At 74.2% G+C, this 26,354-nt stretch carries 19 protein-coding genes and 1 riboswitch; of the genes, 5 read left to right on the forward strand and 14 right to left on the reverse strand.

Going from position 1 to position 26,354, the window contains the following annotated elements; translation table 11 throughout:
• Positions 1–8: 8 nt before the first annotated feature.
• Genes cobO through ACFVVU_RS30905 form a run of 4 tightly spaced genes read right to left on the reverse strand, consistent with a single transcriptional unit; the run spans position 9 to position 5,259 of the window.
• Positions 9–614 carry a cob(I)yrinic acid a,c-diamide adenosyltransferase gene (gene cobO / locus ACFVVU_RS30890; protein WP_380683761.1) on the reverse strand — a complete coding sequence of 202 codons (606 nt, stop codon included), beginning with the start codon at positions 612–614 and terminating at the stop codon, positions 9–11.
• A gap of 6 nt (positions 615–620) precedes the next feature.
• Positions 621–2,741 (reverse strand): putative cobaltochelatase, encoded by a 2,121-nt coding sequence (locus ACFVVU_RS30895; protein WP_387793532.1) that lies wholly within the window; start codon positions 2,739–2,741, stop codon positions 621–623.
• Positions 2,738–4,276, reverse strand: a complete 1,539-nt coding sequence (locus ACFVVU_RS30900) for a cobyric acid synthase (protein WP_380683763.1) — start codon at positions 4,274–4,276, stop codon at positions 2,738–2,740. Before ACFVVU_RS30900 ends, ACFVVU_RS30895 begins: the two co-directional genes overlap by 4 nt.
• Positions 4,273–5,259: a cobalamin biosynthesis protein gene (locus ACFVVU_RS30905; protein WP_380683765.1), complete on the reverse strand. Its 987-nt coding sequence runs from the start codon at positions 5,257–5,259 to the stop codon at positions 4,273–4,275. The genes ACFVVU_RS30900 and ACFVVU_RS30905 overlap by 4 nt, the downstream gene beginning before the upstream one ends.
• A 33-nt stretch (positions 5,260–5,292) precedes the next feature.
• Positions 5,293–5,505, reverse strand: a riboswitch (cobalamin riboswitch).
• A gap of 180 nt (positions 5,506–5,685) precedes the next feature.
• Here ACFVVU_RS30905 and ACFVVU_RS30910 point away from each other — a divergent pair.
• Together ACFVVU_RS30910 and ACFVVU_RS30915 are read left to right on the forward strand one after the other, a co-directional pair.
• Entirely contained in the window at positions 5,686–6,801 is a 1,116-nt protein-coding gene (locus tag ACFVVU_RS30910; protein WP_380683766.1) for an alpha/beta hydrolase family protein, read from the forward strand.
• Positions 6,802–7,221: 420 nt separating this feature from the next.
• Positions 7,222–8,496, forward strand: a complete 1,275-nt coding sequence (locus ACFVVU_RS30915; RefSeq protein WP_380683767.1) for a hypothetical protein — start codon at positions 7,222–7,224, stop codon at positions 8,494–8,496.
• Positions 8,497–8,602: 106 nt separating this feature from the next.
• On the opposite strand, the gene ACFVVU_RS30920 is transcribed toward ACFVVU_RS30915, so the two are convergent.
• The 9 genes from ACFVVU_RS30920 to ACFVVU_RS30960 form a co-directional block, all read right to left on the reverse strand.
• Complete coding sequence (locus ACFVVU_RS30920) at positions 8,603–9,481, reverse strand: CDP-alcohol phosphatidyltransferase family protein (protein WP_380690165.1); 879 nt, start codon at positions 9,479–9,481, stop codon at positions 8,603–8,605.
• Positions 9,468–10,160, reverse strand: coding sequence for a phosphatidylserine decarboxylase (locus ACFVVU_RS30925; RefSeq protein ID WP_030398303.1), 693 nt, complete (start codon positions 10,158–10,160; stop codon positions 9,468–9,470). Before ACFVVU_RS30925 ends, ACFVVU_RS30920 begins: the two co-directional genes overlap by 14 nt.
• Before the next feature lie 457 nt (positions 10,161–10,617).
• A complete protein-coding gene (locus tag ACFVVU_RS30930) occupies positions 10,618–11,829 on the reverse strand; it encodes an acyl-CoA dehydrogenase family protein (RefSeq protein ID WP_387793533.1) in 1,212 nt (403 codons plus the stop codon).
• Positions 11,830–11,987: 158 nt separating this feature from the next.
• Complete coding sequence (locus ACFVVU_RS30935) at positions 11,988–12,491, reverse strand: MaoC family dehydratase (protein WP_380687594.1); 504 nt, start codon at positions 12,489–12,491, stop codon at positions 11,988–11,990.
• A 28-nt stretch (positions 12,492–12,519) separates the two neighbouring features.
• Positions 12,520–13,479 (reverse strand): HpcH/HpaI aldolase/citrate lyase family protein, encoded by a 960-nt coding sequence (locus ACFVVU_RS30940; protein WP_380687596.1) that lies wholly within the window; start codon positions 13,477–13,479, stop codon positions 12,520–12,522.
• Positions 13,480–13,502: 23 nt separating this feature from the next.
• Positions 13,503–15,530, reverse strand: coding sequence for a protein meaA (locus ACFVVU_RS30945; protein ID WP_387793534.1), 2,028 nt, complete (start codon positions 15,528–15,530; stop codon positions 13,503–13,505).
• 10 nt (positions 15,531–15,540) lie between these two features.
• A complete protein-coding gene (gene ccrA, locus ACFVVU_RS30950; RefSeq protein ID WP_387793535.1) occupies positions 15,541–16,878 on the reverse strand; it encodes a crotonyl-CoA carboxylase/reductase in 1,338 nt (445 codons plus the stop codon).
• Positions 16,879–17,238: 360 nt separating this feature from the next.
• Positions 17,239–18,144, reverse strand: coding sequence for a TetR family transcriptional regulator (locus ACFVVU_RS30955; protein ID WP_380690420.1), 906 nt, complete (start codon positions 18,142–18,144; stop codon positions 17,239–17,241).
• Positions 18,145–18,323: 179 nt separating this feature from the next.
• Complete coding sequence (locus tag ACFVVU_RS30960; protein WP_380687347.1) at positions 18,324–20,099, reverse strand: 3-hydroxyacyl-CoA dehydrogenase family protein; 1,776 nt, start codon at positions 20,097–20,099, stop codon at positions 18,324–18,326.
• Positions 20,100–20,600: 501 nt separating this feature from the next.
• Here ACFVVU_RS30960 and ACFVVU_RS30965 point away from each other — a divergent pair.
• The 3 genes from ACFVVU_RS30965 to ACFVVU_RS30975 all read left to right on the forward strand — a co-directional run bounded on the left by ACFVVU_RS30965 (position 20,601) and on the right by ACFVVU_RS30975 (position 25,235).
• Positions 20,601–22,100: a glutamine synthetase gene (locus ACFVVU_RS30965; RefSeq protein WP_387793536.1), complete on the forward strand. Its 1,500-nt coding sequence runs from the start codon at positions 20,601–20,603 to the stop codon at positions 22,098–22,100.
• Between the two features lie 229 nt (positions 22,101–22,329).
• Positions 22,330–23,442: an amidohydrolase family protein gene (locus tag ACFVVU_RS30970; protein ID WP_387793537.1), complete on the forward strand. Its 1,113-nt coding sequence runs from the start codon at positions 22,330–22,332 to the stop codon at positions 23,440–23,442.
• A gap of 302 nt (positions 23,443–23,744) precedes the next feature.
• A complete protein-coding gene (locus ACFVVU_RS30975; RefSeq protein WP_380687341.1) occupies positions 23,745–25,235 on the forward strand; it encodes a S8 family serine peptidase in 1,491 nt (496 codons plus the stop codon).
• 152 nt (positions 25,236–25,387) lie between these two features.
• Here the strand turns inward: ACFVVU_RS30975 and ACFVVU_RS30980 are convergent, their stop codons facing one another.
• Positions 25,388–26,281, reverse strand: coding sequence for a HipA family kinase (locus tag ACFVVU_RS30980; protein WP_387793538.1), 894 nt, complete (start codon positions 26,279–26,281; stop codon positions 25,388–25,390).
• Positions 26,282–26,354: the final 73 nt, after the last annotated feature.

The following is a 26,354-nucleotide window of genomic DNA, read 5'->3' on the forward strand; positions in this document are numbered from 1 at the left end:
CTTCCCGGCTACCACTCGATGCCGCGCTGGCCCTTGCGGCCGGCGTCCATCGGGTGCTTGACCTTGGTCATCTCGGTGACCAGGTCGGCGAACTCGGTCAGGGCCTGCGGCGCGTACCGGCCGGTGATGACGACGTGCTGGCTGCCCGGACGGTCCTTCAGCACGGCCACCACCTCCTCCGGGTCGACCCAGCCCCAGTGCATCGGATAGGTGAACTCGTCCAGCACGTAGAAGCGGTAGGTCTCGGCGGCCAGGTCGCGCTTGACCTGCTCCCAGCCCTCCTTGGCCGCCGCCTCGCTGTCCAGCGCCATCGCGTCGGAACGCTGGATCCAGGACCAGCCGGAGCCCATCTTGTGCCAGTCGACGGTGCCGCCCTCGCCGGAGGCGCCGAGCACCCGCAGCGCGTTCTCCTCGCCGACCTTCCACTTGGCGGACTTCACGAACTGGAACACCCCGACCGGCCAGCCCTGGTTCCAGGCGCGCAGCGCCATGCCGAACGCGGCGGTGGACTTGCCCTTGCCGGGGCCGGTGTGCACGGCGGTGATCGGCAGGGTACGGCGCTGACGGGTCGTCAGGCCGTCGTCGGGGACACTCTCGGGGACACCCTTGGGCATGTCGGCTCAGGCCGCCTTTCGCGCTGCGGTGGTGGTCGGACGGTTCTCGCGGACGAGCGAGGCGACGCCGTCGGCGCGCAGCTCGTCCAGGGTCACGGAGGTGGCGCGCAGCCGGGCCGCCAGGGCGCCGGCCAGGCCGAGCCGGACCGGGCCGGACTCGCAGTCCAGCACCACGCTCGCCACGCCCTGCGCCGCCAGCAGCCCGGCCGCCCGGTGGGACTGCGCGACGGCGTCCCGGCCGCCGCCGGTGGCCCGGCCGTCGGTCACCACGACCAGCAGCGGGCGGCGGTCCGGGTCGCGCAGCCGCTCGACCCGCAGCACCTCGTGGGCCCGCAGCAGGCCGGCCGCCAGCGGGGTGCGCCCGCCGGTGGGCAGCGACTCCAGCCGGGCCGCGCCGACCTCCACCGAGGAGGTGGGCGGCAGCGCCAGCTCGGCCGAGGCACCCCGGAAGGTGATCATGCCGATCTTGTCGCGGCGCTGGTAGGCGTCCATCAGCAGCGACAGCACCGCGCCCTTGACGGCGGTCATCCGCTGCCGGGCCGCCATCGAGCCGGAGGCGTCCACCACGAACAGCACCAGGTTGGACTCCCGGCCCTGGCGCACCTGCTCGCGGAAGTCGTCCTTGTGCAGCACCAGCGCGCGCGAGGAGCGCCCGCGCGCCACCTGGTGCGGGGCGGCGGCGCGCAGCGTGGCGCTCAGGTGCAGCCGGGCGAGCCGGCCGCGCGGGCGGCGGGCCCGGACGGTGTGGCCGCCGTCGGTCTCGGCGGGGGAGCGGCGGCCCTGGGCGCCGCGCCCGGTGCCGTCCACCGCGAACAGCCGGGTGCGGTACGGGTCGCCGGCCGCGACCGGCGCCGACTCCCGGGCCGGGGCGGGGTGCTGGGCCGGGACGGGCTGCGGGGCGGTGTCCTCCGCGGCCGCCGGGTCGGCCGCCTCGACGGGCGGGCCGTCCGGACCGGCGGGCTCCGGCGCGCCGCCGCCACCGCCGTCGGGGCCGCCGTCCTGCGGGCCGTCGCCGCCCGGGCCGTCCGGGTCGTCCGGACCGTCCGGGCCGCCCTCCGGGTCCTCCTGCGCCCCCTCGGCGGTCGCGGGCTCGGGCTGCGCCTCGGGCTCCGGCTCGGCGTGCTCCTCCAGCACCCGGTCCAGCTGCTCCTCGTCCAGTCCGGGCGCGTCGAAGGGGTTGCGCCGGCGGCGGTGCGGCAGCGCCAGCTGGGCGGCCTTGCGGACGTCCTCGGCCAGCACCTCGGTGCGTCCGGCCCAGGCGGCCAGCGCGACGGCGGTGCGCGCCATCACGATGTCCGCGCGCAGCCCGTCCACCTCGAACGCCGCGCAGACGGCGGTGATCTGGCGCAGCGCCGTGTCGGTCAGCTCCACCCGCGCCAGCAGCTCGCGCGCGGCGGTGATCCGGTCCGCCAGCGCGCGCTCGTCCTCGGCGAACCGGGCGGCGAAGGCGGCCGGGTCGGCGTCGTAGCCGAGCCGGCGGCGCACCACCTCGGCGCGCTCCGCCGGATCGCGGGTCGCGGCGATCTCCACCGTCAGGCCGAACCGGTCGAGCAGCTGCGGCCGCAGCTCGCCCTCCTCCGGGTTCATCGTGCCGACCAGCAGGAAGCGCGCCGCGTGCCGCACCGAGACGCCCTCGCGCTCGACGTAGGAGCGGCCCATCGCGGCGGCGTCCAGCAGCAGGTCCACCACGTGGTCCTGGAGCAGGTTCACCTCGTCGATGTAGAGCACGCCGCGGTGAGCCCGGGCGAGCAGGCCCGGCTCGTAGGCCTTGACGCCCTCGGCGAGCGCCCGCTCCAGGTCCAGCGAGCCGACGATCCGGTCCTCGGAGACGCCGACCGGCAGCTCGACCAGCCGGGCGGGGCGCTCGGAGACCGGGGCGCCGGCGTGCGCGCCGTCCGGGCACTGCGGGTCCGGCGCCGCCGGGTCGCAGGCGAAGCGGCAGCCGTCGACGGTCGCGATGGACGGCAGCAGCCCGGCCAGCGCGCGCACCATGGTCGACTTGGCGGTGCCCTTCTCACCGCGCACCAGCACCCCGCCGACCGCCGGGGAGACGGCGTTCAGCAGCAGGCCGAGCCGCAGGTCGGCCATGCCGACGATCGCGGTGAACGGGTAACGGACGTCACTCATGCAGTCTCCCCAGGGGCTCCGGGCGCGAGGAACGGCAGCGATCCGGCCGCCGGCACCCCGCCCTCGATCAGCTTCCACAACGCGTCGGTGTCCGCGTGCTCCTCGATCAGCTCGCCCAGCCGGTCCAGCCGGGCCTCCCGCGCGGCGGCGAAGGAGGTGTCCGGCGCGGGCACGAAGGCCCGGCCGGCGGCCTGCGCGACCTCGCGCAGCAGCGCCCGCCGGAAGCCGTCGTTCTCCAGCACGCCGTGCCAGGTGGTTCCCCACACCTGGCCCACCCGGCAGCCGTCCAGGCCGTGTCCGTGGTCATCGGAGACGAACGGCTCGCCGCCGTCCACCGCGACGACGCCGTGGTGGATCTCGTAGCCCTCGACCCGCTCCCCGTACGCCTCGCCGACCGGCCGTCCGAGCACCTTCTCCGGGCCGAACCGCACCCGCGTCGGCAGCAGCCCGAGGCCGTCCACCGCGCCCGCCTTCGACTCGACCTCGTCCACGATCGAGTGCGCCAGCATCTGGTAGCCGCCGCAGACGCCGAGCACCGGCCGCCCGGCCGCCGCCCGCGCCTTGAGCACCGGTTCGAGGCCGCGCTCGCGCAGCCAGCGGAGGTCGGCGACGGTGGCCCGGGTGCCGGGCAGCACGACGAGGTCGGCGTCGGCCAGCTCCTCCGGCCGGGTGGCCCAGCGGACCAGTACGCCGGGCTCCTGGGCGAGCGCGTCCAGGTCGGTGAAGTTGGACAGCCGGGGGAAGCGCAGCACGGCCACCCGCAGCACGTCCGCGCCGAACGGGCCGCGCGCGGCGGTCCGGTCGACGACGGTGGACAGGTCGAGCGAGTCCTCGGCGTCCAGCCACAGGTCCGGCAGCATCGGCAGGGTGCCGAGCACCGGACGGCCGGTCAGCTCGCGCAGCATCTCCAGCCCGGGGGCGAGCAGCCGCGCGTCGCCGCGGAACTTGTTGACGAACCAGCCCGCCACGTGCCGCTGGTCCTCCGCCGACAGCAGCGCCAGCGTCCCGTACATCGCCGCGAACACACCGCCGCGGTCGATGTCGCCGACCACCACGACCGGCAGCCCGGCGGCGGTGGCCAGGCCCATGTTGGCGATGTCGCGGTCGCGCAGGTTGATCTCGGCGGGCGATCCCGCGCCCTCGCAGACCACCACGTCGAAGCGGGCGCGCAGGTCCGCCAGGCACTCCAGGGCGCGTTCCAGCAGCACCGGCTTGCGCTCGCGGTAGTCCAGCGCGCCGACCTCGGCGACCGGACGGCCCAGCAGCACCACCTGGCTGCGGCCGTCGGCGCCGGGCTTGAGCAGCACCGGGTTCATCGCCGCCTCCGGCTCGACCCGGGCCGCCTGGGCCTGCATCGCCTGCGCGCGGCCGATCTCGGCGCCGTCCGCGGTGACGAAGGAGTTCAGCGACATGTTCTGCGCCTTGAACGGCGCGACCGCGACGCCCTGCCGGGCCAGCCAGCGGCAGATGCCCGCGGTGACCACGCTCTTGCCGGCGTCCGAGGTCGTCCCGGCGACCAGCAGTGCCTTGCTCATGCCCTACCCCTCCGCATCCCGTCCAGGGCCGCCCGGAGCAGCAGGTGCCCGGCGACCGTCGTACCCAGGGCCAGCGCGCCCACCCGCCGGGAGAGCACGCAGGCCCGCTCGATGTCGTCCACCCCGACGGGGCGCAGCTCCCCGCCCAGCACGGGGCGGTGCTCCACCCGCTCGCCGTACCGCAGCGTGCCGCCGAGGCGCACGCCCACCGCGCCCGCGAAGGCCGACTCGGCCTGGCCGGCGTTCGGGCTGGGGTGCGCCGAGCCGTCGCGCCGCCAGACCCGCCAGGCGGTGCGCGGCTCGGGGGCGGCGGCCACCGTCAGCAGCGCGGTCAGCCGGGCGCCCGGCCAGCCCGCCACGTCGTCCAGCCGGGCCGAGGCCCAGCCGAACCGGGCGTAGCGGGGCGAACGGTGACCGACCATCGCGTCCAGGGTGTTCACCGCGCGGAACGCCAGCAGGCCCGGTGTGCCCGCGAGGCCGCCCCAGACCAGGGCGTTGACCACGGCGTCGGCGGTGTTCTCGGCCACCGACTCGACGACCGCGCGGGCCAGCTGCGGCCCGTCCAGCGCGCTCGGGTCGCGTCCGCACAGGTGCGGCAGCCGTTCCCGGGCCGCCGTCAGGTCGCCGGCCGCCAGCGAACGGCCGATGGTGCGGGCCTCCCGGGTCAGCGAGGTGCCGCCGAGCACCGTCCAGGTCGCGGCGGCGGCGAGGGCGGCCCGGCCGAGCGGACGGTGGGCCAGCAGCCGGTCGGCGGCGAGCGCGCCGGCCGCGACGGTGCCGACGGCGAGGGCGGTGAAGGCGGTGCCGGCGGCGCGGTGGTCGCGCCAGAGCCGGCGTTCCAGCCGGCCGGCGGCGGAGCCGAAGCCGGCCACCGGGTGGCCGCGGCGCGGGTCGCCGAAGCGGGCGTCGGCCAGGAAGCCGGCGACGGCGCCGGCGCCGAACGCGGCGGCCCGGCACAGCGGGCGCACGGCAGGGCGCAGCATCGCGTGCGTGTCCTCACTCAGGGTCCGCGCCCTGGATCGACGAACCGGGGGCGAGAGTCTCCTGGCTTCCGGGTCGAACGCACACCCCGGGCCTTCCAGCGGCTTCTGACGGCCCGCCGTGGCGTGTTCCGGTCGTGCTCCCCGGTGACAGTGGCGGGACCGCGCCGGACTTGCACCGGCTTCCTCTGCATGCCTCCGTATTGGCTGAAGGATCCCATCACGGGCCCGAACCGGGAGTCAACCGAGGTCGTGGCGGGTGTTGGTCACACCTCGGACACCCCCGACGTGCCGGTGTGATTTTCCTCCCGGAACAACCCGTACGGCCGTGTCCTACTGGCTTCCCCCCGCCCGCACGGGTGGACTGAGGGGTGGGTCCGGACACCGGGCCGGACGCCGAGCCAGACCACCGAGCACCGGGGAGCGAGTATGCGTTGGGGAATCGCGGCCACCGTGGCGGCCGCCGCCGTCGGCACCGGGGCCGCCGTGCTGGTGATCGGCCGCCGGGCGTCCGAGCGGATGGTCCGCCCGGCCGAGGAGGCCCGCGCCCGCAGCGGCCCGGTGCTCGTCCGCGGCCTCGGTGCCGGCGAGGTCACCTTCACCCGCACCCCCGTGAGCGAGCGTCCCGGCCGCTGGGCCGTCGAGTGGGGCGAGGACGGCCACGCGGTCGTCGAGGAGGTCCTGCGTCGCGACGGGCAGGGCGTCACCCGCCGCCTGGTGCGCGCCGACCGCGGCACCCTCACTCCCGGCACCGAGGTCCGCTTCACCCCCCGGGTCCACCTCGGCGACCCGGCGCAGGCGCTCGGCCTGCCGTTCGCCGAGACCGCCGTCGAGGGCGAGCTCGGCGCGATGCCCGCCTGGCGGCTGGACGGCAAGCGCGGCACCTGGGTGGTCTTGGTGCACGGCCCCGGCGCCGACCGCGCGCAGACCCTGCCCGTCCTGCCCGAGCTGCAACGGCTGGGCCTGCCCGTGCTCGCCGTCACCTACCGCGGCGACGCCGGCGCGCCCGCCTCCCCGGACGGCCTCGGCCACTTCGGTGAGACCGAGTGGCGGGACGTCGAGGCGGCGGTGCGCACCGCCCTGGACGCCGGCGCGGGCCGGGTCGTCCTCTACGGCTGGTCGCTCGGCGCCACGATGGTCCTGCACACCGCGGCCCGCTCGGACCTCGCCCCCTCGATCAGCAGCCTCGTCCTGGACTCGCCGGTGCTGGACTGGCCGGCCACCGCCCGCCGGGACGCCGCCCGGGCGGGTTTCCGGGGCGCGGCCGCCGAACTCGGCGCGCTCGCGGCCGAGGGCCGCACCGGCGTGGATCTGGCCGACTTCGCCCGCCTGGCGGAGGGTGCCGACCTGCGGGTGCCCACCCTGGTGCTGCACGGCCCCGACGACCCGGTGGCCCCGTTCGCCGCGGCCGAGCGCCTCGCCCACCGCCGTCCGGACGTGGTCAACCTCCAGGCCTTCCCCGGCGGTGACCACGCCGCGCTGTGGAACACCGACCCGGACCGCTACGCCGAGACCCTCCGCCGCTGGCTCACGCCGTTCTGCTGACGCGCTTCCGCCCCCCCTGACGGGGTGGATTCCGCGGCGCGCGGGTTCCTTATGGCATGAACCCGCCATAGAGATCAAGCCAGCCGGTTTGGCCTCTGTTGCCCGATCTTGTCGAGCCCCCGCGCCCCCCGTCCGCCCCCCGCGGACAACCGGATGTGACAGAAGGCCGGTGCAAGGGGAAGACTGCTCGACGTGACGTCTCGGAATCCGCGCGACCGTGATGCCCCGCTCCCGCCGACGATCGGTACCGGTGCGACGGTGACCCGTCTCCCCGGAACGGCCCACCGCCCCGCCGGCGCGAGGCCGGGGACCCCGGGCGTACCCCGCCGACGAGGCCCCGCCCCCGCACCCGGCCGTGGCCGGGTCCCCGTCCCGGAGGGCTTCCCCGCCCCCGCCGAACTCGCTCCGCTGGCCCGCCGCATGCTGGTCGACGCCGTCCGGATCGCCCGCTGGGCCGGCGATCTCGACGAGGTCGACAAGCGCGGCGAACTGCTCCCCGACGACGCCCGCGCCGCCGGCCGCGCGCTCGCCATGACGGTGGGCGCCGCCGCCAAGGCGTGGGGCCAGGCCCTGCTGGTCGGCCTGGTCGAGGCCCGGGACGGCGGCGCCGGCCCCGGCTGGCGCCTGCACGCCTGGGAGCACGACGACGAGGCGGTGGTCCGCGGCTGGTCGGCGCTGTTCGACGCCTGGACGCTGCTCGCCCCGGTCCCGCCCGCCGCCCTGCGCGGCGTCTTCGCGGTGCTCGCCGGGCAGGCCGTCGACCAGGCGCCGCAGCTGCTCTCCTTCCTCCACCTGGTGGACGGCCCGGTGGCCGACGCCGAGCTGCTGGAACTGCTGCGGCGCGGCCTGGACGAGCGCCGGGTCGGCGGCGGCGAGGGCACCTTCGGACTCTCGCCCGTCCCGCACGCGGCCTCCGCCGTCTCCGCCGTGCGCGGCACCTGCCGCGAGCCGCAGATCGACACCCCGGCCTCCCCGGCCGACGTCGCCGCCGTCCTGGACTGGATGCTGGACGGCCTGGCGGCCGTCGGCGCACTGGTCCGCCGGGACAACGCGGCCGAGCTCTCCCCGCTCGGGCACTGGGCGGTGCGGGCCAAGCTGGAGGAGATCTGCACCGTCGCGCAGACCGCCGCCGGCCACATCGAGCAGAGCGCGCTGGCACTGCTGAGCGCCTGCGCCGACTACTCGCCCGGCCCGGCCCGCGCCGAGTACCGGGCCTGGCTGGCCGCCCGCCCGGCCGACCGGGCGGTGGCCGAGCTGCTGGAGGCCGCGCAGGGCGAGGACGCCCTGGTGCGCGGCCTGGCCTTCGAGGCGCTGCGGGTGGCCGGCGTGACCGCCGAGCAGGCCGTCCGGGCCGCCGCCGACGAGCCGGTGCTGCGCCCCTACGCGCTGCTCTGGCTGGCCGAGCGCTCGGACGAGGGGGTCTCCCCGGCCGATGTGCTGGGCGCGGAGGACGCCGCCTGGCTCTGGGTGGACACCGCCGCGGCCGTGCTCGACCACGGTGAAACGGAACTGCTCGTCGGCCACGTCGAGGGCGCCTCGGCCGGCGACCCGGTGCGGCTGTTCGCCCGGGCCCGGCAGTCCGGGCACCCGCGGGCGGCCTCGGTGCTGACCGCGGTCTCCGGCGTCCACCCGGACCCGGGGGTGGCCCGCGCGGCCCGCCGCTCGGCCTTCAGCGTCCACCGCGGCGGCGCGTAGCGCCCGGCGCCCCGGACCGCGCCCCGGACCGACCGCGCCCCGGACACGCACAAGGGCCCGGCTCCCCGAGGGGAACCGGGCCCTTGTGCATGCCCGAGGGGGACCGTCAGCCGATCCGCGACTCCGCGCGGCGGGCCCGGACGTCGCCGACCTTCTGGCCCACCTTGCGGCGGATCACCAGCAGCGGCGCCATCGCGGCGAGCGCGATCTGCGCGAACGCGCCGATGTGCATCAGGTTGTCGCCGCCCGGCAGACCGGTCGCCCAGGCCGCCAGGCAGCCGATCGAGACCACGATCCAGCAGAGCGTCGCGGTGGCCAGCAGGCCCTGCGGCTTCGGGTACTCGATCCGGCTGACCATCAGGTACGCCGCGCCGAAGATGGCGAGCAGACCGGGCAGGAACGGCGGGTCGAGCAGCACGATGGCGATCACCGTCATGGCGCCCATCGGGCAGGGCATGCCCTGGAACACCCCGGGTCGCATCTTGACGGCGGAGAAGCGGGCGAGCCGCAGCACCACCGCGAGCAGCACGGTCAGCGCGATCAGCGCCGACAGCCGGCTGTCGGAGCCGGGCGAGACCATGCCCCAGACCGCGACGAAGTAGGCCGGCGCGATGCCGAAGCTGATCAGGTCGGCCAGGTTGTCGAGTTCGGCGCCGAGCGCGGAGGAGCGCAGCTTGCGCGCCACCAGCCCGTCGAACAGGTCGCACATCGAGCCGATCAGCAGCAGCGTCACCGCGGTGGCGGCGCTGTGCTTGTCGGGCGCGGCGTCCGGGTTGGTGATGTACGGGACGAGCACCCCGGTGGTGATCGAGTAGATCGCCAGGAAGCCGCAGACGGCGTTCCCCAGGGTCAGGAAGTCGGCGGTCGACAGGTGCTGCGGCGAGCGCGGCGTGCGCAGCTCGCGGTCGCGTGCCCAGCGGCGGCGGCGCAGGGCCGTCTCCTCGTCGTCCAGGCCGACGATCGTCTCAGGATCAGTCACGGTCAAGGCGCGTCACCCCGGCGGTGGTCTTCTGGCCGACCTCGACGCCGACCTCGACGCCGGCCGGCAGGTAGGTGTCGACCCGGGACCCGAACCGGATCAGACCGATCCGCTCGCCCTGCTCGACCTTGGTACCGGCGTCCACGTACGGCACGATGCGGCGCGCCACGGCGCCCGCGATCTGCACCATCTCGATGTCGCCGAGCTCGGTGTCGAAGTGCCAGACGACCCGCTCGTTCTGGTCGCTGTCCTTGTTGAACGCGGGCACGAAGCCACCGGGCACGTGCTCGACGGAGGTCACGGTGCCGGGCAGCGGGGCCCGGTTGACGTGGACGTTCAGCGGGCTCATGAAGATCGCCACGCGGGTCCGGCCGTCCGGCCACGCGTCGATGCTCTGGACCACGCCGTCGGCGGGGGAGATCACTCTGCCCGTGCCGATCTCACGCTCGGGGTCGCGGAAGAACCACAGCATGCCGGCGCCGAGCGCACAGGCGGGTACCGCCGCCAGGGCCCACTTGCCACTGCGCCGGGTGAGGGCGGTGGTCACGGCGGCCGTGGCGAGGGTGGGGACGAACCAGGGGGTGGCTCCGCGCGCGATGGTCACGCGGGGTCGCCGACCGGCCGTCGTGGCTGCGAGGGCATCGCGGTCCGTGACGGAGGTGTGAGGGGACGGGCTGATGGGCATCGAAGACCTTTGTCGCGGGGGATCATGGCCGCTGGACGGGGGCCACCGCGGGATCGGGTAATAGAGGGACGTCTGCTGTCCCGGTGGATGCTATCGGGAGCAGACGGTGGGTGAGCAACCCGCCTGCTCGTCATGTGACCTGGCGGAGACGCGGCAGCGTCCCTTCTGTACGACCGTAGCTCGCCCCGCTCCGGTTCCCAAGGGACCGGGCGAAGCTGGTGACTCATGTCTCAACCGTGCCCGTACGGCCGTTCGGAGCCGTCCGCCGGGGGCACCTCCGGAGCACGGCGGGGGATGCCGGAGCGGCCGCAGGGCGCGTGACAGCAGCTGTACGCCCTGCGGCCGCTCCGGTGGGCCGTGCCGGACCCGGGGCGGACCGGGCAACCGGGCCGGGGCACGGCATCCTGCCGGGACGGGCCCGCACGCCCGTCGACCGGCGGCTCCGGTGACCTGCCGGTCACTGCGCGATGCGGTACTCCTCCAGCAGCCGGCGCCCGACGATCATCTTCTGGATCTCCGCAGTACCTTCACCGATCAGCAGCATCGGGGCCTCCCGGTAGAGCCGCTCGATCTCGTACTCCTTGGAGAAGCCGTAGCCGCCGTGGATCCGGAAGGCGTCCTCGACGACCTCCTTGCAGTACTCGGAGGCGAGGTACTTGGCCATGCCGGCCTCCAGGTCGTTGCGCTCGCCGCCGTCCTTCTTGCGGGCGGCCATGACCATCATCTGGTGGGCGGCCTCGACCTTGGTGGCCATCTCGGCGAGCTTGAACTGGATCGCCTGGTGCTCGGCGATCTTCTTGCCGAAGGTGGTGCGCTGCTGGGCGTAGGCGATGCCCAGCTCGAAGGCGCGCCGGGCGACGCCGCAGCCGCGCGCGGCCACGTTGACCCGGCCGACCTCGACGCCGTCCATCATCTGGTAGAAACCGCGGCCGGGGACGCCGCCGAGGATCCGGTCGGCCGGGACGCGGACGTCCTGGAGGACCAGCTCGGTGGTGTCGACGCCCTTGTAGCCCATCTTCTCGATCTTGCCGGGCACGGTGAGGCCGGGGACGCTCGGGTTCGGTCCGAAGCCCGGGGTCTTCTCGATCAGGAAGGTGGTCATGTTCTTGTAGGGGGTGGAGCCGCCCTCGTCGGTCCGGCACAGCACCGCGACCAGGGTGGAGGTGCCGCCGTTGGTCAGCCACATCTTCTGGCCGTTGAGGACGTAGAACTCCCCGTCCTCGCCGTCCTTGACGCCCTTGGTGGTGATCGCGGCGACGTCGGAGCCCAGGCCCGGCTCGGACATCGAGAAGGCGCCGCGGACCTCGCCGGTCGCCATCCTCGGCAGGAAGTGCTCCTTCTGCTCCCGGGTGCCGTGCGCGTTGATCATGTGCGCCACGATGAAGTGGGTGTTGACGATGCCGGAGACGGACATCCAGCCGCGGGCGATCTCCTCCACCACCAGGGCGTAGGTGAGCAGCGACTCGCCGAGGCCGCCGTACTCCTCGGGAATGGTCAGGCCGAAGAGGCCGAGCTGCTTCATGCCCTCGACGATCGCGGCCGGGTACTCGTCCTTGTGCTCCAGCTCGGTCGCGACCGGGATGATCTCCTTGTCGACGAACTCGCGCACGGTGGCGAGGATGTCCCGCTGGATCTCGGTGAGGCCGTCGGTCTGTGCGAGGCGTCCCATCGTGCGGCTCCTGTCATGACTGAGGGAAAAGAGAGAAGAGGAGTGAGGGGGGCGGGGGCTCCGCGGGCGTGGCTTCCGCGGAGCCCCCGTGAACCGGTCCGGGGCACGGCCGATGACGGCGGCCGGCCCGTCCGGGGCTTTTTCCTGCGGGGGGGGGATCAGTCGAGCGGGACGGGGCGGCCGGGCTGCTCGCCGCCGCGCGCCTCGATGTACGTCGCGGTCGGCACCATCACCTTGCGGCGGAAGACGCAGACGACCGTGCCGTCCTGCTTGTAGCCCTTGGTCTCGACGTACACGATGCCGCGGTCGTCCTTGGACTTGGACGGCCACTTGTCGAGCACGGTGGTCTCGCCGTAGATCGTGTCGCCGTGGAAGGTCGGCGCGACGTGCCGCAGCGACTCGATCTCCAGGTTGGCGATCGCCTTGCCGGAGACGTCCGGGACGGACATCCCGAGCAGCAGCGAGTAGACGTAGTTGCCCACCACCACGTTGCGGCCGAAGTCGGTCGTCCGCTCGGCGTAGTTGGTGTCCAGGTGGAGCGGGTGGTGGTTCATGGTGAGGAGGCAGAAGAGGTGGTCGTCGTACTCGGTGACCGTCTTGCCGGGCCAGTGCTTGTACACCGCGCCGACCTCGAACTCCTCGTAGGTGCGTCCGAACTGCATGTCTCAGTGATCCTCGGGGTCGGGGCTGTCAGGCCTGCGGGGGCTCGAACTTGGAGGTGCGCTGCAGGCCGGCGGCCCGGCCCTTGCCGGAGACGACCAGCGCCATCTTGCGGCTGGCCTCGTCGATCATCTCGTCGCCGAGCATCGCCGAGCCCTTGAAGCCGCCGGCCTCGGAGGTGCACCAGTCGTAGGCGTCGAGGATCAGCTCGGCGTGGTCGTAGTCCGCCTGGGAGGGCGAGAAGATCTCGTTGGCGGCGGCGACCTGGTCCGGGTGCAGCACCCACTTGCCGTCGAAGCCCAGCGCGGCGGCGCGGCCGGCCACCTCGCGGTAGCCCTCCTGGTTGCGGATCTGCAGGTAGGGGCCGTCGATCGCCTGGAGGTCGTGGGCGCGGGCGGCCATCAGGATGCGCATCAGGATGTAGTGGTAGGCGTCGGCGGAGTAGCCGGGCGGCTGCTCGCCGACCACCAGGGACTTCATGTTGATCGAGGCCATGAAGTCGGCCGGGCCGAAGATGATGGTCTCCAGCCGGGGCGAGGCCTGGGCGATGGCGTCGACGTTGATGAGGCCCTTGGCGTTCTCGATCTGCGCCTCGATGCCGATCCGGCCGACCTCGAAGCCCATGGTCTTCTCGATCTGGGTGAGCAGCAGGTCGAGCGCCTTGACCTGCTCGGCGTCCTGGACCTTGGGCAGCATGATGCAGTCGAGGTTGGGGCCCGCGCCCTCGACGACGGTGATCACGTCGCGGTAGGTCCAGTGGGTGGTCCAGTCGTTGACCCGGACGACGCGGGTCTTGCCGCCCCAGTCGCCGTTGTTCAGCGCGTCGACGATCGAGTGCCGGGCGCTCTCCTTGACCAGCGGGGCGCAGGCGTCCTCCAGGTCGAGGAAGACCTGGTCGGCGGGCAGGCCCTGGGCCTTCTCCAGGAAGCGCGGGTTGCTGCCGGGTACGGCGAGGCAGGAGCGGCGCGGGCGCAGGCGGTTGACAGTCATGGTGGGAGAGGGTCCTTCCGGGGTCAGCTGGTCGTCGTGGCCGGGGCGGGCGTCCAGGGCTGGAGCCTGTTGGCCAGCCGGATCTCGTCCACGATCCGGCCGATGATGGTGGTGATGCCGAAGTCCTTCGGGGTGAAGACGGCGGCGACGCCGGCGGCCCTGAGGGCCTCGCCGTCCGCTGCCGGGATGATGCCACCCACGATCACCGGGACATCCTCCACCCCGGCGCGGCGCAGCCGGTGCAGCACGTCCGGGACCAGCTCGGAGTGGGCGCCGGAGAGGATCGACAGGCCCACGCAGTGGACGTCCTCGGCGACGGCGGCCGAGACGATCTGCTCGGGGGTGAGCCGGATGCCCTGGTAGACCACCTCGAACCCGGCGTCGCGGGCCCGGACGGCGATCTGCTCGGCCCCGTTGGAGTGGCCGTCCAGCCCGGGCTTGCCGACCAGCAGGCGCAGCTTGCCGGCGCCCAGCTCGGCGGCGGTCACGGCGACCGCCTCGCGGACCGCGGCCAGCTCGCCGCCGGGCTCGGCGGCGACCGCGACCGGGGCGCCGCCGACGCCGGTGGGCGCGCGGTACTCGCCGAACACCTCGCGCAGCGCGAAGGCCCACTCGCCGGTGGTGACCCCGGCCCGGGCGCAGGCCAGGGTGGCCGGCACCAGGTTGGCGTCGGTGGCGGCGACGGCCTTGAGCTCCTCCAGGGCGCGCAGCGCGGCGGCCTCGTCGCGTTGCCCGCGCCAGGCCTCCAGGGCGGCCAGCACGGACTGCTCGGCGGCCGGGTCGACGACCGTGATCGCGGTGTCGAGGTCGGCCGTGAGCGGGCTCTCCTCGGTGGTGTCGAAGCAGTTCACCCCGATGATCCGGTCCTCGCCGGACTCGATCCGGGCCCGGCGGGCCGCGTGCGAGGCGACCAGGTTGGACTTCAGGTAGCCGGACTCGACGGCCGGGATCACCCCGCCCATCCCCAGCACCTTGGCGATCTCCGCCTCGGCGCCGGCCAGCAGCTCGGCGGTCTTGGCCTCGACGACGTCGGAGCCGTTGAAGAGGTCCCCGTACTCCAGCAGGTCGGACTCGTAGGCGAGCACCTGCTGGATCCGCAGCGACCACTGCTGGTCCCACGGACGGGGCAGGCCGAGCGCCTCGTTCCAGGCGGGCAGCTGGACGGCGCGGGCGCGGGCGTCCTTGGAGAGGGTGACGGCGAGCATCTCCAGCACGATCCGCTGGACGTTGTTCTCCGGCTGCGCCTCGGTCAGGCCGAGCGAGTTCACCTGGACGCCGTAGCGGAACCGGCGCTGCTTGGGGTCCTCGATGCCGTACCGCTCACGGGTGACCTTCTCCCAGAGCCGGCCGAAGGCCCGCATCTTGCACATCTCCTCGACGAACCGCACGCCGGCGTTGACGAAGAAGGAGATCCGGGCGACCACCTCGCCCATCCGCCCGGCCGGCACCTGGCCGGAGTCGCGGACGGCGTCCAGCACCTCGATCGCCGTGCACATCGCGTAGGCGATCTCCTGGACCGGGGTGGCCCCGGCCTCCTGGAGGTGGTAGCTGCAGATGTTGATCGGGTTCCACTTGGGGATGTTCCCGACCGTGTAGGCGATCATGTCGGTGATCAGCCGCACCGAGGGGCCGGGCGGGAAGACGTGCGTCCCGCGCGACAGGTACTCCTTGACGATGTCGTTCTGGGTGGTGCCGGTGAGCGCGGCGATGTCGGCGCCCTGCTCCTCGGCGACCACCTGGTAGAGCGCCAGCAGCCACATCGCGGTGGCGTTGATGGTCATCGAGGTGTTGGTGCGTTCGAGCGGGATGCCGTCGAACAGGGCCCGCATGTCGCCGACGTGGCCGACCGGGACGCCGACCCGGCCGACCTCGCCGCGGGCGAGGACGTGGTCGGAGTCGTAGCCGGTCTGGGTCGGCAGGTCGAACGCCACCGAGAGGCCGGTCTGGCCCTTGGCGAGGTTCCGCCGGTACAGCGCGTTGGAGTCCGCGGCCGTGGAGTGCCCGGCGTAGGTGCGCATCAGCCAGGGGCGGTCGCGCTTCTGATCGATCATCAGGTCACCCTCAGATGTTCCGGAAGCGGTTGATCGCGTCGACGTGCCGGGCGCGCAGCTCGGTGTCGCGCACGCCCAGGCCCTCCTCGGGGGCCAGGCAGAGCACGCCGACCTTGCCCTGGTGCTTGTTGTGGTGCACGTCCAGCGCGGCCTGGCCGGTCTGCTCCAGCGGGTAGACCTTGGAGACGGTCGGGTGGATCTTCCCCTTGGCGACCAGCCGGTTGGCCTCCCAGGCCTCGCGGTAGTTGGCGAAGTGCGAGCCGACGATCCGCTTGAGCGACATCCACAGGTACCGGTTGTCGTACTGGTGCATGAAGCCGGAGGTGGAGGCGCAGGTGACGATGGTGCCGCCCTTGCGGGTGACGTAGACGCTCGCGCCGAAGGTCTCCCGGCCGGGGTGCTCGAAGACGATGTCGACGTCCTCGCCGCCGGTCAGCTCGCGGATCCGCCCGCCGAGCCGCTTCCACTCGCGCGGGTCCTGGGTCTGCTCGTCCTTCCAGAACCGGTAGCCCTCGGCGGAGCGGTCGATGATCGCCTCGGCGCCCATCGCCCGGCAGATGTCGGCCTTCTGCGGGCTGGAGACGACGCAGATCGGGGTGGCGCCGCCGGCCAGCGCGTACTGGGTGGCGTAGGAGCCGAGGCCGCCGCTGGCGCCCCAGATCAGCACGTTGTCGCCCTGCTTCATGCCGGCGCCGTTCTGCGAGACCAGCTGGCGGTAGGCGGTGGAGTTGACCAGGCCGGGGGAGGCGGCCTCCTCCCAGGTCAGGTGGGCGGGCTTGGGCATCAGCTGATTGGTCTTCACCAGGGCCAGCTGGGCGAGGCCGCCGAAGTTGGTCTCGAAGCCCCAGATCCGCTGCTCCGGGTCCATCATCGTGTCGTTGTGGCCGTCGGAGGACTCCAGCTCGACGGAGAGGCAGTGCGCGACCACCTCGTCGCCCGGCTTCCAGGCGTTGACCCCGGCGCCGGTGCGCAGCACCACGCCGGCGAGGTCCGAGCCGACGACGTGGTACGGCAGGTCGTGGCGCTTGGCGAGCGGGGAGAGCCGGCCGTAGCGCTCCAGGAAGCCGAAGGTGGAGACCGGCTCGAAGATCGAGCTCCACACGGTGTTGTAGTTCACGGCGCTCGCCATCACGGCGACCAGGGCCTCACCCGGGCCCAGCTCGGGCAGTGCGACCTCGTCGAGGTGGAGGGACTTGCGGGGGTCCTTGTCGCGGCTGTCGAGGCCGGCGAACATCTGCTCCTCGTCCTTGTGGAGCGTCACCGCCCGGTAGGACTCCGGCAGCTTCACGTCGGCGAAGTCCGCCGAGGTGCTGTCGGGGCTGAGGATCGCGTCGAGGATTTCCTTCATGGCTGCCTCCGAAGGCGTACCTGTGTGAGGGCACAGGGCGTCTGGGGGAGCCGGGAGCGGACACCGGCTTCGCTGAACGGGGTGGTGGGTGGGTGGCTGGTGGGCCTGGCACTGCGGTGGGTCGCTCCCGGGGTTGGGGGAGCGCCGGTACGACGGCGCGCCGAGGTGGGGAGCCGCGGCGCCGCGACTGGTGGGTAACAAGGTAGTGGCACCCTGTGCCACTCGTAAAGACACGGCGTGCCAGCAATTCCGGCGGGCCGCGGCCCCCTCGACGGGTCCCTCGAAGGGCATCGGAAGGGCCCGCGCCGATGGTCCGGCGCGGGCCCTGGAAACTGCTGTGAGCTGCGAAAACTTCGGCTATCAGGCCTGCTTGGCGCCCTCCAGGGCGGCCCGCACGGCGTCCACCACGACCTCCAGCGGGGCGTCCGTGCGGGCGACTGTGATGAGCACCTCACCTCCGGGGCTGGCACTCAGTGCGCTTGCCGTCGCGGCCTCTGCCTCGGTCGCACTGGCACCGGGTGCCACAACGGCACCGCGGCGCCGCGCGCCCGGCGAGCTGGACGCCCAGAAGGTCCGCCGGATCACCTCGAAGGAGTGGTCCAGCTGCGCCTCGACGTCGCCCCGCCCGCCCGCCCGCAGCCAGCGCCGCAGCACGTGGTTGTGGGCCGCGACCACGGCCGCCGCCGACACCTCGGCCAGCATCGAGTCGTCCTCGCCGGCGCGCTGCCAGCCCGAGGGGATCTCCCCGGCGGTGTCGAAGCGGCCCAGCAGGTACCGGGTGAACAGCCGCTCGTAGCGGGCCACCACGGCGATCTCCCGCTCGCGCAGCGCCGGCACCTGACGGATCAACTGGTACCGCGCGACCGACACCCCGGGCGTGGAGGCGTACATCCGCAGCACCTCCTTGATGCCCCGGCAGACCACGTCCAGCGGGTGCTCCTCCGGCTCGGCACTGGCCAGCAGGTCGGCCACCCGGACCAGGGTGTCGTCGTGGTCCGGGAAGATCGCCTCCTCCTTGGACCGGAAGTACCGGAAGAAGGTCCGCCGGGCCACCCCGGCCGCCGCCGCGATCTGGTCGACCGTGGTCTCCTCGTAGCCCTGCGAGGCGAACAGCTCCATGGCGGCGGTGGCCAGATCCTGACGCATCTGCTGGCGCTGCGCCGCCGCCCGGCGGCCGCCCGGGCCCCCGTCCTGGCCGGTCCCGGCCGGCCGGCCGTCGCGCGCCGGGGCGGATTGCTGCGGGGAGACTGACTGAACCCGATCCATGCCCGGAACGCTACACGCCCCCGGCGCCGCGCCCGGGGGCCTTTCCCGGCGGACCGGCGGGACCGGTGCGCCCGCCGCGGGTCCGGGCCGGCGCGCCGGGGCCGCGCCCGGCCACCAGCCGGCCCGCTCCGGGCGCACCGGCGGCCGGCCGGGCTGCCGCCCGGAGGGTGGCGGGGCGGTCATCGGCGCGCGTGGTCGCGGAAGCCGCGGCCGGTCTTGCGGCCCAGGCAGCCGGCCGCCACCAGGTGCTCCAGCAGCGGCGCCGCGGCCAGGCCCGGCTCCCGGAACTCCTGGTGCAGCACCTGCTCGATGGTCAGCGAGACGTCCAGGCCGACCACGTCCAGCAGCTCGAACGGGCCCATCGGGTACCCGCAGCCGAGCTTCATCGCGGTGTCGATGTCGTCCACCGTCGCGTAGTGCTCCTGGAGCATCCGCACCGCGTCGTTCAGGTAGGGGAAGAGCAGCGCGTTGACGATGAACCCGGCGCGGTCCCCGCACTCCACCGGGTGCTTGCGGACCTTCGCGCACAGCTCCAGCACGGTCGCGGTGACGTCCGGGGCGGTCAGCACCGTGGAGACCACCTCCACCAGCCGCATCGCCGGCGCCGGGTTGAAGAAGTGCATGCCGATCACGTCCTGCGGCCGGGAGGTCGCCGAGGCGCAGCTGATCACCGGCAGCGAGGAGGTGGTGGTGGCCAGCACCGCGCCCGGCTCGACGATCGCGTCCAGGGTGGCGAACAGTTCGCGCTTGACCGCCAGGTCCTCGGCGACCGCCTCCACCACCAGGTCCACCCCGGCCAGCTCCTCGTACCGTCCGACCGGAGTGACCAGCGCCAGCGCGGCGTCCCGCTGCTCGGCGGCCAGCCGGCCCTTGGCGACCGAGCGCTCCAGCGACTTCGCCAGCTGCGCCTTGGCCCGCTCCGCCTTCTCCTGGCTGCGGGCGGCCAGCAGCACCGGGAACCCGGCCTTGGCGAACACCTCGACGATGCCGGTGGCCATGGTGCCCGAGCCGCAGACGCCGACGCTGCGCACCTCCCGCCCGGGGACCTTCGGCCGGGCCGGGCCGGCGGCGGCGTCGACGGCCTTCGAGGAGCCGGGCGCCTCGTAGGCGTAGAAGCCGCGGCCGGACTTGCGGCCCAGCAGCCCGGCGGAGACCAGCTGGCCGAGGATCGGCGCGGGCGCGTGCAGCCGGTCCTTCGACTGCTCGTACATCGCCTCCAGGACGGTCCGGGCGGTGTCCACGCCGATCAGGTCGAGCAGCGCCAGCGGGCCCATCGGCAGGCCGCAGCCCAGCCGCATCGCGGCGTCGATGTCCTCCCGGGTGGCGTACCGGGACTCGTACATCGCGGCGGCCTGGTTGAGGTAGGCGAAGAGCAGGCCGTTGACCACGAAGCCGGGCCGGTCGCCGGCCGCCACCGGCTCCTTGCCGAGGTCCCGGGCGAGGGCCGCGGCCTGCTCGGCCACCTGGGGGGAGGTGAGCACGGTGCGCACCACCTCGACCAGCCTCATGGTGTGCACGGGGTTGAAGAAGTGCAGGCCGAGCACCCGGTCCGGGCGGGCGGTGGCGGCGGCGATCCGGGTCACCGACAGCGCGGTGGTGCCGGTGGCCAGCACGGTGTCGGCCGGGCAGATCCGGTCCAGCTCGGCGAAGAGCTCCCGCTTGAGCTCCAGCCGCTCGGGGACCTCCTCGATCACCAGGGCGGCCCCGGCGGCGGCCTCCAGCGCGTGGCCGACGGTGATCCGGGCCAGCAGCCCGGTCCGCTCCTCGGCGGTGAGCCGCTCGCGGGCCACCGCGTGCGCGGTGGCCTCCTCGATCCGGGCCAGCGCCCGGGCGGCCGAGGCCTCGTCGGCCTCGATGCCGATCACCCGCCGGCCGCTCCTGGCGACCGCGACCGCGACGCCGGAGCCCATCGTGCCGAGCCCGACCACGGCGACCGTGGGGAAGGGACGCTCCATCTGTCCTGACTCCTTGTCATGGAAGGCCCGCGCGCGCTCCGGAGGGCGCGCCCCCGGAGGAGGGTCCGCGCGCGGGTGCGGGGGGATGACGGTTGCGGCCACCGTGCCGTCGCCGGTCCGCTCCGGCGGTGCTGCGGGTGTGCCGTGGTACTCAGGCGCTCGACGTGGGGCAGCGGCTCTGAACACGGAGGAGAGAAGTCCCGGCTGCGGCCGCGGTCCGCGGCGCCCACCGGTGAACGAGAGCACCGTCGCGCGCAGCCCGCTCCGCGCGAGTCCCGCGCGGCGGACGGCGCCCCCGTCGGTGCGGCTCCCGAAGCCCGACGGTGGTGCGTGCCGACACTGTAGCGAAGCTACCGGCCGGTAGGAAGGGGGTCGGGCGCTGATTCTCCGCCGCTCACGGCCGGGCGATCACCCGCACGGGGGACGGGGGTGGACGGACGTCCGTTCGGACCACCCGATAGGGGAGTTACGCGCCCCCGCGGGCCGGGGGAGCATGAGGGCATGAGCACCGGAACCGTCGCCGCGGGCCGTCCCGATCCGTCCGCCGAGTCCAGCAGGGGGGCCGGATCCAGCAGGGGGGCCGACCGGGCGTCCGCCGAGGCGCCCGCCGCCGGGCCCGAGGGCGGCGCCGTGCCGCCCCGGGTCGACCGGGCCGAGCGCGGGGAGCGCGCCCAGCTGGCGGTCGACCGGCTGCGGACCGCCGGGGTCGAGGCGGTCGCCGTCACCTGGGTGGACAACGCCGGGATCACCCGGGTCAAGGCGGTGCCGCTCGGCGGCCTGGTGCACGCGGCCCAGTGGGGCGTCGGCACGGCCCCCTGCTTCGACGTCTTCCTCGCCGACGACACCATCGTCACCAGCCCGCTGATCGGCGGCCCCACCGGGGACCTGCGGCTCTACCCCGACGTCGAACGGATCGTGCCGCTCGCCGCCCAGCCGGGCTGGGCCTGGGCGCCGGGGGACCGCTACACCCAGGGCGGCGCCCCGCACCCGGGCTGCCAGCGGCTCTTCGCCCGCCGGGCGGTCGCGGCCGCCGCCGCGCAGGGGCTGACGCTGAAGGCCGGTGTCGAGATCGAGTGGGTGGTCGCGCTGGCGGGCCCGCCCGAGGAGGAGCCCCGCTACCCGACGGCCGGCCCGGCCTACGGCATGCAGCGGCTGACCGAGCTCTCCGACTACCTGCGCGACGTGCTGCGCGCCCTCGGCGAGCAGGGCCTGACCGTGCTCCAGATCCACCCCGAGTACGCGGCGGGCCAGTTCGAGGTCTCGCTCACCCCCGAGGGCCCGGTCGAGGCCGCCGACACCTCGGTGCTGGTGCGGCAGACGATCCGCGCCGTCTCCGCCCGGCACGGCCTGCGGGTCTCCTTCGCCCCGGCGGTCGAGGCCGGTGGTGTCGGCAACGGCGGCCATCTCCACCTCAGCCTCTGGCGGGACGGCCGCAACCTCGCCCACGGCGGCCCCGGCCCGCACGGCCTCACCGCCGAGGCCGAGGGCTTCCTCGCCGGGGTGCTCGGCGCGCTGCCCGAACTGCTGGTGCTCGGCTGCTCCAGCCCGGCCGGCTACCTGCGGCTGGTCCCCTCGCACTGGGCCGGCGCCTACCAGTGCTGGGGCCTGGAGAACCGGGAGGCCGCGCTGCGGCTGGTCACCGGCTCCGCCGGCGAGCGAGCCTCGGCCGCCAACGCCGAGGTCAAGTGCTTCGACGCCACCGCCAACCCCTATCTGGCGGTCGGCGGGGTGATCACCGCCGGCCTCGCCGGCCTCGACCAACGGCTCGCGCTGCCGCCGGAGTTCACCGGTGACCCGGCGCAGGCCGAGGCCGGCGCGGTCCCCCGGCTGCCCTCGGGGCCGGGCGAGGCGATCGCCGCCTACCGCCGGTCCGCGCTGCTGCGCGAGGCGCTCGGCGAGGCCCTGTACGGGGCCGTGCTCGCCGTCCGGGAGGCCGAGGCCGACCAGTACGCCGACGCGCCCCCCGAGGAGCTGGCCGCCGCCACCCGCTGGCGGTACTAGGGCCTCTGTTTCGGACCACGCCGGGCGGTCGCCACCGGAGCACGCACGCCCCCAGCCTCCGGCCGGGAGGTACCCCCACCGCATGGACTCCGCCCCCAGCCTCCGGCCGGGAGGTGCCCCCACCTCCGTGCCGCCGATGCACGCTCCCTCCTCGCCCGCCCACGGGCAGGAGGGGCCCATCAACGACGCCCGCTGGTCCGGCGTGATCCGAAAGAGAGGCCCTGTACGCGTGCTGGACGTCCCCGCGCTGGTCGACCACCACTGCCACAGCGTGGTGACGGCCGAACTCGCCGGCGACGCGCTGGCGGGGCTGCTCACCGAGTCCGACCGCCCGCCGGCCCCGGGCACCTCGCCGTTCGACAGCGCACTCGGCCTCGCCGTCCGCCGCTGGTGCCCGCCCGCGCTCGGGCTGCCGGCGCACGCGTCGGCCGAGGAGTACCTCGCCCGGCGGCGCGAGCTCGGCGCCGTGCGGGCCACCCGCCGGCTGCTGGCCGCCGCCGGTCTGGACACCTGTCTGGTCGACACCGGGCTGACCGCCGCCGCCGGCCGTCCGCTGCTGCCGCTCGGCGAGTTCGCCGAGGCGGCCGGCGTCCGGGTGCGCGAGGTGGTCCGGCTGGAGACGATCGCCGAGACCGTCGCCGCCCCGCCCGGCGCCTGGGCCGGGGCCGTCCGCGAGGCGCTGGCCGGGGCGGCCGTCGGCGCCGTCGCGGTGAAGTCGGTGGTGGCCTACCGCAGCGGCCTGGCGGTGCCCGCCGAACGCCCCTCCCCGGCCGAGGTCACGGCCGCCGCCGCCGGGCGGCAGCGCGCCGGGGGCGGCCGGCTCACCGACCCGGTGCTGCTGCGTGAACTGCTGTGGACCGCCCTGGAGGTCTGCGCCGTGCTGCGGCTGCCGCTCCAACTGCACACCGGCTTCGGCGACCCCGACGTCACCCTGCACCTCGCCGACCCCTCGCTGCTGGCCGGCTTCGTGCGCGCCGCCGAGCCGAGCGGCGTCCCGCTGGTGCTGCTGCACGGCTACCCGTACCACCGGCAGGCCGCCTGGCTGGCGCAGGCCTTCCCGCTGGTGTACACCGACCTCGGCCTGACCACCTCCTACGTCGGCCCCCGGGCGGCGGCGGTGCTCGGGGAGATGCTGGAGCTGGTGCCGTTCGGCAAGCTGCTGTTCTCCACCGACGCCTACGGCCTGCCCGAGCTGTACCTGGTCGGCGCGGCCCAGTTCCGGCACGGCCTGGGCGCCCTGCTGGACGGCTGGCGCGCCGACGGCGCGTGCTCCGCGGCCGACTCCGACCGGCTGGCCCGTCAGGTGGCGGCCGACAACGCCCGCCGACTGTACGCGCTCTGACCGTCCGCCGCTCCGGCTTGGCGATGATCCGCCACTGGCCGTTTCCGGCCGCTCCGCACGCCTGTTCCGCCGTCGGCCCGGCTGAATAGGGTGAGGCTCCCGACGCCGGTGTGCCTTCGTGGTCGTCGGATCGCCCGGCCTGCCCAGCAGAGGCGGAGTCATACCTTCCGTCGGTGGCGGGGTTGTGACGATTGGATGACTACCTCTTGCGGATTGCAACACTTGTTCACTAACGTCCCGATCATTCCAAGTGCACCTGCCAACCGCAGCTGCTGCATGACGACTCGGGAGGGCCAACCCCTATGAGTGTTCCTCGGATCAGCCGGACCCGGTATGCGGCGGTGGGCCTCGTCCTCGCCACCGCCGGCGCCCTCGCGCTGCCGGCCGGCACCGCCGTCGCCGCCTCCGGGTCGCAGTCGACGACCGGTCCGCTGCTCAGCTACGTCGTCAACACCAAGGCCAACCACGGCCAGGTGCAGAAGGTCGAGAAGGCGATCACGTCCCTCGGCGGCACCGTCGTGTACTCCTACGAGCAGATCGGCGTGGTGATCGCCCGCTCGGACGACACCCGGTTCGCCGCCAAGCTGCGGCAGGCCAAGGGCGTCGAGTCGGTCGGTGCCAGCCGCACCAAGGGCATCACCGCCTCCGAGGACCGGGTCGCCGAGGTCGTCGACGCCCCGGCCGCCGCCGCCGTCGCCGGCGAGGAGCCCCTCTGGGCCAACCAGTGGGACATGCGCCAGATCGGCGTGGACAAGGCCCACAAGCTGTCCCTGGGCAGCAACAAGGTCACCGTCGGCGTGCTGGACTCCGGCATCGACGGCACCCACGAGGACCTCGCCGCCAACGTCGACGCCTCGCAGTCGGTCTCCTGCATCGACGGCGGCAAGCCGAACACCGCCTGGGAGGCCTGGCAGCCGGGCGTCGACGGCGACCACGGCACCCACGTGGCCGGCACCATCGCCGCCGCCAAGAACGGCAAGGGCATCGAGGGCATCGCCCCGAACGTCAAGCTCGCCGCGGTGAAGGTCGTCGACGACGGCGGCTTCATCTACCCGGAGTACGCCATCTGCGGCTTCGTCTGGGCCGGTGAGCACAAGTTCAAGGTCACGAACAACAGCTACTTCGTCGACCCGTGGATGTTCAACTGCCAGAACGACGCCGACCAGGCGGCGATCTCCACCGCCGTCCGCCGCGCCGTCGAGTTCTCGCAGCGCAAGGGCGTCCTCAACGTCGCCGCGGCGGGCAACGAGAACATCGACCTGGCCCACAAGACCAAGGACGTCGCCAGCCCGGACGACACCACCCCGGTCGAGCGCCCGATCACCCAGGACTGCCTGAACCTGCCGACCGAGCTGGACGGCGTCGTCGCGGTCTCCTCGGTGGGCGTCAACGGCGACAAGGCGTACTACTCCAGCTACGGCAAGGGCAAGGTCACGGTGGCCGCCCCCGGTGGCGACCGCCGCTACCAGATCCCGAACACCCCGGACAAGAACGGCCGCGTGCTGTCCACCATCCCGGGCGGCAAGTACGGCTACATGCAGGGCACCTCGATGGCCTCGCCGCACGCCGCCGGCGTGCTCGCCCTGCTCGCCAGCACCCACCCGTGGGCCAGCGCGGACGAGCTGACCGAGCTGCTCACCAACCAGGCCGAGTCGCACGCCTGCCCGTCGGCCCCGTACAACCCGGGCGGCGCCGGCGAGTGGACCGCCACCTGCGAGGGCGGCGCGGACGACAACGGCTTCTACGGCGCCGGCATCATCAACGCCGAGAAGGCGGCCCAGTGGTGGCGGTGAGCCATCGCTGACCGGCTGACACCCTGAGTCACGGCGACGGGGGCGGGACTTCGAGTCCCGCCCCCGTCGCGCATGCCGTTCCCCGTGCCGTCCCGCAGGCCGTTCCGCAGGTCGTTCCACGGGCCGGTTCCCGAGCGGCCCGGGTGCCCGGCTCACTCGAAGTGGTGCTCCCAGACCGTCTCCACCGACGGCTTGCCGTGCAGGTCCGGCACCTCCTGCAGCCAGGCCGGCCGCCCCGCCCTGCTCCGCGCGGCCCGCCGCCGCTCCGCCTCGCGCAGCTGCTCGGGGGTGGAGAACCCCTCCGGCAGCCATTCGGCGGAGAGCACCGCCCGCGCCGCCAGCTGGTTCACGTAGGCCCGGCGCAGCTCCTCGACCGAGCCGAACCCCGGCTCGTCGGCCAGCCAGGCGTCCGGCACCAGCGCCACCACCTCCTCCAGCAGCCCGACCGTGACCAGCGGCCCGAGCTCCTCGTCGGCCAGCCGGACGTCCGGCCGGTACCCGCCGAGGGCGTGGGCGCTGAGGTCGTAGCGCTTGCCGACGGACGCCTCGGCGCCGGACCAGCGGTGGTGGAAGACCAGCGCGGCGCCGTTGTCGATCAGCCAGAGCCTGTCGTGCCAGACCATGAGGTTGGGGTTGTGCACCGTCCGGTCGACGTTCCCGGTGAGCGCGTCCAGCCAGATCACCCGGCCGGCCTCGACCGGGTCGACGTCGATCATGCCGGGCCGGAAGTCGCGGGAGCCGGGCAGCAGGTCCATGCCGAGGTTGATCCCGCGACTGGCCCGCAGGATGTCCTGGACCTCGGGGTCCGGCTCGCCGTCGGCGACCGCCGGGTCGAAGTCGACCAGCCGCAGCTCGGGAACCCGCAGGCCGAGCCGCCGCGCCAGTTCGCCGACGATCACCTCCGCCACCAGCGCCTTGCGCCCCTGGGCGGCCCCGGTGAACTTCACCACGTAGGTGCCCAGGTCGTCGGTCTCCACCACGCCGGGAACGGAACCGCCGGCCCGCAGCGGGTCGACGTATCGCACTGCTGTCACCTGTTCGAGCACACCCGCCACCCTAACGCCCGCTCCGCCGGGGAGGGCGCCGCCCGCCACCGGCGGCCCGCTGTGATTGGCTTGC

It is taken from the genome of Kitasatospora sp. NPDC057965, assembly GCF_042887135.1.
GTDB lineage: Bacteria > Actinomycetota > Actinomycetes > Streptomycetales > Streptomycetaceae > Kitasatospora.